Here is a 9,220-nt window from a genome sequence, read left to right as displayed (position 1 = left end):
CTTCATCCCAAACCTGACTCACGATTCCATCCCCGACTCCTACCGAGGTCATCGCTACCCCAATCCCACTAGTTTCCACACCAGGATCATTCCAATAACCTAGTCCTCTCTCCGCATCTGCCACCTCTATTAGCTCTTTCGTAATCAGCCCATCTACTTCAAATTCCTTACCCTCATGATAACCACTTAATTCACGCCATACGGCAAACAGGGTACTGTGATTATTGGCGATATACTGATAGCCTGCTACAGCAATTAGCAACTCTTGATTATACTCACCGGTGACTTCTCCATGATACAGATTCATATCCTTAAGAAGCTGCTGCATCTTTCGGATGTCTTCCTCAGCGACTAATTGATTGTACTTCTCCAACTGCTGCTCTAGCTGCTGACGGTGCAGTACCTTTACCTCCAGCTCGTCATATTTCTGACGAAGCACATCTAATTCAACTTCTCCCAGCATCCCCTGCTCCAGCAAGGCTCTGATCTCTTCATCATCTAACAGTAGCGATCGATCATTCTTTAACGGATTGTATCTACAGGCCTCCAGTAGCCCACCTTGATAAAAATAGCCCAGATCGATACTATCTTTGTACCATTCGCTCGATACCCCCATTTCTTCAAGTTTCTTCCGCTGGGCTTCGGCATATTGATGAGCCGATTCCATGTATTCACGATGACCATAGGCCTGGTAAACAACATAGGCTTTCTGACTACGAGCGATTTCCGTAAAGGCCTCGGCAATCTTTTCTAACTCCAGCTGGGCTAGTCTCCGTGCCATGGAATCCCCGTTTTGCATCGTTTGCAGAAGGCTGGAAATTCGCGGATCTTCTTTGACGGGAGAAAGACGACCCAGGAGTCCCTGCCGCTGGATCTCTTGAAGCTGCTCGAATAGATTGGAGAACGCGACGGAGTCTGGAAAAGAATTGGTGGGACTGAACAAACGGTTTCCTGTCAAATCCTGCAACGAAGCAAGTGTATTTGGGAGATTCACATTTAGAAAATAGACCCGGGATGTTGTATCCCAGGTCTTGTTCGTTTAGTTATTCAAATCATCAAACATGGAGCCCACCACATTTATATGGATGGAATCCAAATTTTCGATGCCTTGCAGCGTCTTGAGACCTTTATAAGCATGGCCCCCGACGGTCATATCCACTTGGTCGAACCACACTTTGATGTAGTATTTTCCGTTCGGCATATTGGCGTGGGTATACAACGGTACATTGCCCGCATTAACAACGATCGTAATCGTTGACGTTTCCGTGATTTTATACATATGCTGTCCGGCTTCAACGTACTCCCGGTAGTTATAGTTCGTGTATTTGCCTAACGTATATGATTCGCTATACCCTTCAAGCACCATCTTCCAAAACGTATCAGAATCACCGCCGCGCTTATCCGTGTGTTTAATCTCCTCCACTTCTTTCTTGTACCTGGATGAATCCTTGCTTCGATCCAGCACGGTGATCAGAGGGGTAGCGTTCACCGATTTGTTATCCTTAACAGACAAAACACCCGGTTTCCGCTCAAAGCCTCCACCTTTTCTCGTAAGTTCCTCGTTGTTGATATTAACAGGAATCTTCTTATTGTTGATAAACATTAGGTCTGTTTCATAGCGGAAGGATTTAATCAGGCTATTCAGCAGATCTTTATGGTCTCCCGTCATGTCTTCAGGTTTCTCCTTTTTAAACACCTCGGTTGTGACGGTAAAAGTGTAACTCCCTGCAGGATTAAAATAGTATCCCGATTTAATCGGATAATCGTACTCCTGAAGATCCTTGTCTGTTGCAAATACCGCTTTATCATAAAGCTTTTTGTTGTTCTTGCTCTTGGCTGCGGCATCTCTGGCCTGAGCGTACTCATCGCTCATGGAGCTTTTGACGTCCCACTCTACTCTTCCGCTTGCTTGCTGGATAAATTCTCGCTTATATTGTCCTGGAGCTTTCGTCCAGTCGTACTTTTTCCCCTCTGCATCCTGATGGTGCATCCAGCGAATCACATTATAGGGATAGGGTTCATTCGTCCAAAATAGATTCTTAACAACAGAATCCGTTTGATTATCTTCGATTTCGTCACGGTACTCGCGCTTTGGAACATCCTTCATCCCGTTGTATACATACATTTCGTAGGTATTAGGGACTGTATTTGGTAAAAACTTCGCGGTCGCGGTTCCTGTCAGGGTTTCTGATTTCTCCTCACATTTTCTATTCTCGCCTTCACCCGTGCACACCGTATAATAACGCTTATACTCATAGGGTCTGCTTACCGATCCTTCGGTGTGCACTTCCCCTGTCTTGGATAGCGGTACCCCAGGTTTATCCAGGTTAAGCCACTTTTTTCCCAAGGGGTTGTCCCCATAATCTACTCTCCTTATCGTATAGGTCACGATCGGTTTTCGAGTAATCACACTACTAGCCTCATTAATTTGGGGATTATTATGAACCTCGAAATCCCTCAATAATTCCGGCGTCAGATTGGTTACCGTAAGTTCTCCTGTTGCCGTTCCTATCCACTTGGCATCGGGCAAATCGGGTAGCTGTAAGGTAGCCGTACTGCTTGGCAAGTATATTTTCTCTTTCTTGGTGAGCATATCATAAGGAAGCTTGAGCTCTCGGGGAACGATTAATTTCACCGCGCCCAGAATATTAGAGTCTAGAACGTTATTATCAAGTATTACTTCTTCCGGCTGTTTGCCCTCCTCATTTACCTTGAACTGAATTCGCACATCACTTTCTGGCATGGTAAATGAGACGGTGAGACGTCTTTTCTCGGTTTTGGAAATGGCGATTTCGCCCGATTCGGCTGCGACGCCGCCGCTGAACTTCAACTGATTCTCCGCTGCTGTCAAGGGCAACCCATCGCTCTTACGGGTAACATTCCACGAAAACTGGGTAGTTTCCCTTTTCGGGAACGTCGACCGCAACCATACGGAAACCTGAACTTCTTCCCCGGCCATCGCTCCCGATGGCAAATCAATAAACTCCGCTGAAATATCATCCGGTTTCGTATTAATGAACGCAGCGATCGGCACATCCATATAAGTACCGACCTTTAGGTACACTCTCCCAAATCCCTGGGACAGATAGGTTGGCGGTTGAATGACGTGAACATATTTAATCCAGCCGCCTTTGGGGGCAGTGCCCTTGTCATACACCGTTTTTGTAGCGTATTGTTTATTTTGATTATTGTACATGAGGTTTGCGCCGTAAGGTTCTTCGCCGTATTCTGCATTAAGGGCTTCGATGATTTTGCCTTCGAAGGTTTCGCCGCCCAGGTATTCGGTGAGTTTTTCGGGTGGTTTTGAACCGAAATTCGTTGGAAAGTCATCAAACATATCCTCAAACTTCTTGGGTATCCAAGGAGTTCGTATAAATTGAAAGTTCTGAATCTTTGTACCACTCCAGCCTGCATCCCAAGGAAAGCCATCCGTGGATACAGGATCTCCAAATACATTGTATCCGGAATATCTGGTCATGACTTTCCCTTTATGGGTAACCTTTGTACCGTGACTAGTACCATAAACAATATCAAACCCTGTAAATTTCTCAGGGGCTTTAACCGCCTCATTAATTTGCTGTTGCAACAACGTAGTATTAAGCACTCTCCCATATGCTTTTTGTGGAAAGAAGTTCTTTAGCCCATACAATTCTTCCATATCTTTATTAGCTCTTTCTAATACCGCTTGAGGAGTAAGCGTCTTTAATTCCTCGAGAGATATCTTTTCGTCACTATCTTCCTTATTATCAGCATTATCAGCAAATATTTGGTTTTGTGGTACCAGACTACAGATGAGTGCAGCCAATAGAAAAATAACGAATCGTCTCTTCATCTATAATCCCACCTATTTATACCAAATCGATACAACAATATTGCCCCAATACCTGGATTCAACCTGAATTCCATATACTTTGTCACTAAATTCTTTCGCTTCTAAAATGTCTTCCCTTTCTGTCTTCTGTTTTACATACTTCATGATCTTATCCACAGTTTCAGAATCAATCTTTTGACGCAGCAACTCATCCAAATCCTTGACCTGCTTGTTATAATCCACACCATCTCGGTCAAAATGAATTTTGGGTTGTAAGAACATTAGATCTTTTCCATCTACTAAATGGCTACTTACACCTAACCCCGAATTATAAGAATCATAGAAGCTAAAACCTTCTAAAGTCTTTTTTTGAGTCTCTCCTTCTATTCTTCTCTTAATTCCCCATGAATCCTCAATATATTTAGGTAGTGTAGACGTAGCGTCATCTGCCGTATCATCCACCTTGTCGTCCTTCTTCTCCTCCTGCACCGCCGCAAGCCCCGTTAAAATCTCTACACTATAAAGATCCTTATGCCAGATTACTTTAGCGCCGAGTGCCTCGCTGACAAAGCGCAGAGGAACGAAGGTTCTATTCTGTTTCTGCTGAGCTACTGTGTCCATTTGTTTCGTTTGGCCGTTAACGGTGTACGCTTTCTTTCCCATGGTCAGAACAATGGTGTCTTCTCCCATTTCCACGGTAACTTGCTTGCTCTTGCTGTCCCAGCCTACTTCTGCTCCGAGTGCTTCACTTACAAATCGGACAGGCACCTGCACTCGATTGCTTTTGTCCATAAACGGCTTCGCATCCGGAAATGAGATTAGGTTCCCGTTAACCTCAACTACGATCGACAGCTTCGAGGCAGCGGATGTCATGGCAGGCATCATGGTTAGTAGGAGAATCAATGACATAAGTACAAATCCCGTTTTCTTTAATTTCATGAATAATCAAATCCATAAATTTTTTTAATATCTTGATGGACAGGTTGTTTTGTAGGTTTATGGAAATATTCACCTTATGTAATCCTTGATATTATACTATCAGCACATACTACAAACAATGGAATTACAGATAATTAATCCCTACTGAGTACAACCACCTAAATTTTCATGGCCTTTAGACCCATTACTGAAGTGACCTTATGAGTATGAACAGCCAACTCGAGCCGGCGGATCAGACCTGAAACATTTTGGTTGAATCCTAGAAGTATAAAAAAACCGTCCCTTCTTAAAATGGTGGTGTGGTAACTTTCATTTCACAGAAAATGACGGTTCTTTTATGTGCATTTTTACCACTCAACAAAAACGGGGCGTCCAGCAGTCAGCTTCACTGACTTTCTGGATAGCCCCTTGTTTATTAGTCTGTCCCCAAGCTACTCAATAAACGATACATAAACACAGCTGCTTCTGCACGGGTCGCTTGGTCGCGCGGTTTGAGCATTTCACGATCTCCTTGAATCAGCCCTTGCTCGACCATCCAAACGATACTTTCTACAGCATAATCGGATATTTCAGTGGTATCCTTGAACCCTTGCAGCGAGGCCGAATCTCCCGAGATTGCCTGCCCCTTCGCGGTCTGAATCGCCCGGGCTGTCATCACCATCATATCTTGTCTGGTGATCTTCGCTGCCGGTGCAAAGCGACTGCCGTCGATCCCCGTAACGATCCCTAACTGCTTCGCGATCGATACCGCCTCGGAGTAATAAGCCTCGGCGGGTACGTCAGAGAATGGGCTGCTCACATCCGCCTGTAAATCCAGTGCTCTCACCAGCATAACGATAAACTCTGCACGGCTCACCTGTTCTGCTGGACTGAACGTTGCTGCGGATGTTCCCTTTACGATCCCTAACGCAGCCAACTGTTCAATCGCCTCCTGTGCCCATATATGCTTGCCCAGATCCGTAAACTGCGCTACCGCCGTCTTCCCACCGGAATTCGGCTTCGTGCCTGCATCAGCTTTTACCGAACCATCTGTTTGCGGCTTGATCTCAACGGAATCCGGGGCTGGAGGCGAGGTCGGAACGGAAGAACCACCGCTGCTTCCTCCACTTCCACTACTGCTATTATTCCCCCCATTACCATTACTGCCGCCGTGACCATTTCCTGAGCCTGCCTTCTTGTAGACAAAGCTTACTTTGACAGGAGCCGCCATATCAGCGGTCGATGCATAAGCCTCATAGGTTCCCTCCAAATCGCTCTTCAATGTAAATGTGAATTGGAATTTCCCATCCTCATGGTTTACCTTCTGCTCCTCGTAATGAACCTTCCCTTGCGGGTCCAATACTTGCAACTTCACGCTGGCTTGATCATCCCCATTCATCAGCAATCCAGCGATGGTTACCTTCTTCGTCGCTGCATCTACGGCAGCTTGTAAGCCGTCAATGTCCTGCACTTCCCCGTCTCCAGAGAGGTGGTATACCCCAAATTCGTAGAAGGAATAGCCATAGTCCGTATTCCGTTGAACCCCTTGGAACTTGATATACCTCGCTGTTACCGGAGAGAACTGTACTCTCTCTTTGCCATCATGTGCAGTAATAACCCCGTCGTCCTCCATGACATTGGTCCAGGTTTTTTTGTCATCGGATACAAGCAACTTATAGGTCTTGGCCCGGGCATATTCCCAATCGATGCGAACGGTGTCGATCTGTCTGGCTTCACCAAGATCCACCTGGAACCAGGTGTTGTCTACATAGTCACTTGCCCATCTAGTAGCCGGAAACCCGTCAACGGCCTTGGACGGTACATAATTCGGATTGCCACCTTCGGTTGATGATGCTTCAACAGCCTTATATTGTGACAGATTGTCTGCGAGATAGTAGATGCTCTCTTTTAAAATAGGGTATGCCTCCGCCTTCAACGTATCCGCTTTCATGAATTGATCCAGCTTGGCATTCAATCCTTTGAGGTATTTAGCAGTCTGAGCTGCGTCCTTGCCTTCATAGCGCTGCATCATCTCCAGGTAGTTATACAAAGAACGTACCGCTGCGGCACTCATAATTTGTTGTTCTTGTTCGAAGCGGTCAACTAACGCTCTGATGCCCGCCGCGTCTGTAGATGCCTCCACCACGTATGAGGTTTTGACCGACTTGCCGGATGTTACTGTAATGACCAGCTCATGTTTCCCCAGCTTCCCAGCCAATGGTACGACTGTTCCCGCTGTATATGGCTTCCCATCGAAAAGGGCGGTTACTTTGGTCAATCCGTCGTCCTCTCTCACCTGCCACGTAAACTGAACGGACTCCGTATCCGACAGGATGATTCCGCTCTGGAACGGTTCTCCATTCATAAACACATCCACCTGAGGAGGTTCCGCCTGATTAATCTGGTATGTTCCCTGTACATATTGGTACAGCCAATCATATAGAACTCTGTTGCTCGGGTCCGTGCTCATCGCACTGTTATAGACGGCGTTATTTCCCTGATAGTAAGCGTTGAAGCCTTCGGTCATCAGCCCCGTCTCCACGCCACTATTCAGATAATCGATATACCGTTCGCGGAAAACCCCATCGGTCAGCATCCGGTCATCGAACTCGAATTCATTGCTCATCCCGTACCGCTTCGCGATGTTCGCTGCATCCTCCAAACGGTCATAGTCCATCGGCTCGAAGAAGTAGTTGGGCTGGAAAGCCACGGCATCAATCCCGACATCCTGCCACATGAAGCTCTTATAAGCCAGGAAATGAGGAATCCAGAAAAACTTCATATGTCCCCCACTAGAGACAGTCATCGCATGAACTCGCTCGCTCACCAAGCGAAGCAGCTCTGGCCCATCCTCACTGGTACCGATCTGCTCCTCCAGCCAGTACATGCCCACCAGCTCAAGATGAGAGTAATCCGCTGCTGTCCATCTCTGCTGCACTTCATTCAGGTACCATTGGATTGCCTTAACTCGATTTGCAAGCGCTTTCTCTTTTCCGACCACGGAGGCTCTGAAGCTTAAATTTTCTCCGTCAACGGTGCCGAAATTAGCCACTCCCTCATCCGGATACGGAATCATCAAGACAACCTTCTCCTTGTAATCCGGCTGTCCCAGCTTGGCTCCGACTTCCCTAGTCGCTTCATTTAACTGAACCATATCTCCTTCCGAAGCGAAGGTTTTGTCCAAGTACCATTCCCAATCCTCCAGAATAGACGGCACATCTGACCCTGCCCCGAAGCTGCGGCCTTGCGGTGAGAAGGTTCCCAGGTAGAGAATACCATCGAAGAGCCAATCCACCGGCTCCCCGGTCTTGTCAACATAGCTGATATTCGGGATAATCCGCTCCTTCATCCAAGTTCCCAGATCATTACTATAGTGACCGTTGTAAAATAGCCCAAGATGCTTGATCCCCGCTGTCGCCTCACCTGGAGCCAGAAATGCCGGTTGCTGTGTTGGAACGATTGTAGCGTCCTCGGCTTTCCCGTCCGTTCCCCATATTTCAATCTCATCCACGGAGCTCATCGCCTTCGTATGCATGGAGAATGTGACCTTCACGTAACGAGCGTAGGCGATCTTCGCATCTGGGCCTAGCGCCTTGATTCCGTCCTTGCTCCCATCCCATTCGTAGGTCTCTCTATATTGCCCATCTCTCCACAAGGTCTGGGTGGCATAATGCGAGAGCAGCCCCCAATTCTGCTTATCCTCGGAGGCATACATCGAGACCGTCAGGGGCATGAGCACGTTATTCGTCGGCCAGTCCTGCAGGAAGTTCGCCTTGATGTTCGTGATCGATTTGGGCTCGCCCAGATCGAATACGACTTCGCGAGTTTTCCTCTTCAGATGCCCGACCCATGCCGGATCGGAGATGTCTAGCCCCCCGTATTGGCCATCCGTCAGCTTGTTACTTTCATCCGCATACGCGGCTTCCGGCGCTTCCGACCATTCATAGGAGAGACCTGACGCCAGGTTCCGCGGCTCACCGTAGACCGCTGAGGTCACGCCTTGTAGCTCGGGCTCAGTCTGTGGAATCTGCGCTTCAGAGGAAACGGTTTGAGCCGAATCCAAATTGGCCTCGGCATCTGGTTCCAGTGAAGCCTGATCTTCCCCACCTTCTTGCTCTTCTTGAGCTTCTGGTAAGGTGATCTGAGCGGAATTCGAGCCATCTTCACCCTTCTGACCAGCCGTAACCTCCTCCTCCACCGATATTAATGGAGCCGTCTCCTCCGCATACGCAGCCGGAATCAACGCGAACAGCATAACTGTAATCATGACAACCGATAACCATCGTTTACCCCATCTCATACATGCTAGCTCCTTTCTTTTTTTGAAACTTAAGTTCGAAGCTCCTTCCTCCCTTCCGTGCTTTCCCCATGTTATAAGTGGCATAGGCAGCGCCTACTGTAACAGTAAGAAACTTAGCTCTTAATTCAAATAGATAAATCATGACCTTTCATATACATTTATTTACCTGTCCCGGAAAAACCGCAGCCGAG

Annotated in this window: 3 protein-coding genes and 1 pseudogene; all 4 read right to left on the bottom strand. The window is 47.2% G+C overall.

Annotated elements, in window-relative coordinates; genetic code table 11:
• A pseudogene (locus tag BFJ94_RS20495) lies at nt 1–958 on the bottom strand (hypothetical protein); the annotation flags it as partial.
• Nucleotides 959–1,039: 81 nt separating this feature from the next.
• Complete coding sequence (locus tag BFJ94_RS20490; protein ID WP_120464301.1) at nt 1,040–3,832, bottom strand: hypothetical protein; 2,793 nt, start codon at nt 3,830–3,832, stop codon at nt 1,040–1,042.
• Nucleotides 3,833–3,844: 12 nt separating this feature from the next.
• Nucleotides 3,845–4,750: a copper amine oxidase N-terminal domain-containing protein gene (locus BFJ94_RS20485; RefSeq protein WP_120464300.1), complete on the bottom strand. Its 906-nt coding sequence runs from the start codon at nt 4,748–4,750 to the stop codon at nt 3,845–3,847.
• Between the two features lie 415 nt (nt 4,751–5,165).
• Nucleotides 5,166–9,029 (bottom strand): DUF4855 domain-containing protein, encoded by a 3,864-nt coding sequence (locus BFJ94_RS20480; RefSeq protein ID WP_120464299.1) that lies wholly within the window; start codon nt 9,027–9,029, stop codon nt 5,166–5,168.
• Nucleotides 9,030–9,220 lie beyond the last annotated feature (191 nt).

Origin of the sequence: Paenibacillus aceti, assembly GCF_003614185.1 — a bacterium.
Taxonomy (GTDB): domain Bacteria; phylum Bacillota; class Bacilli; order Paenibacillales; family Paenibacillaceae; genus Fontibacillus; species Fontibacillus aceti.
Note: the sequence above shows the minus strand (reverse complement) of the source record. Positions and strands in the feature narration are given on the sequence as shown.

Bases quoted from the DNA above. Each gene is read 5' to 3' on its own strand.
- BFJ94_RS20485 (WP_120464300.1), bottom strand. From the start codon at position 4,750: ATGAAATTAAAGAAAACGGGATTTGTACTTATGTCATTGATTCTCCTA.
- BFJ94_RS20480 (WP_120464299.1), bottom strand. From the start codon at position 9,029: ATGAGATGGGGTAAACGATGGTTATCGGTTGTCATGATTACAGTTATG.
- BFJ94_RS20490 (WP_120464301.1), bottom strand. From the start codon at position 3,832: ATGAAGAGACGATTCGTTATTTTTCTATTGGCTGCACTCATCTGTAGT.